Origin of the sequence: Chromobacterium alticapitis, assembly GCF_002924365.1 — a bacterium.
GTDB lineage: Bacteria > Pseudomonadota > Gammaproteobacteria > Burkholderiales > Chromobacteriaceae > Chromobacterium > Chromobacterium alticapitis.
On record NZ_PQWB01000199.1, the window covers coordinates 1 to 278 of the forward strand.

Annotated in this window: 1 protein-coding gene; it reads right to left on the reverse strand. The window is 69.8% G+C overall.

The window, feature by feature from the left end; translation table 11 throughout:
- The coding region (locus tag C2I19_RS21385) for a beta-ketoacyl synthase N-terminal-like domain-containing protein (RefSeq protein WP_146056922.1) at positions 1-278 on the reverse strand (278 nt) is incomplete at both ends.

Genomic DNA, 278 nt, shown 5'->3' on the forward strand with positions numbered 1-278 from the left:
CCGTAGATATGGTCGCCGTCGCGCTCGGCGGCGGAGAGGGGCTTGAGCATCAGCATGCCGACGCCCTCGCCGCGGACATAGCCGTCGGCCTGGGCGGAGAAGGTCTTGCAGCGGCCGTCGGGACTGAGCATGCCGGCCTTGTTGAAGCTGATGTGCGGGTCGGGGGAGACCAGGGTGTTGACGCCGCCGACGATGGCGATGCGGCAGTGGCCGGCGCGCAAGGCGAGCAGGCCGCGATGGATGGCGACGAGCGAGCTGGAGCAGGCGGTTTCGATGGG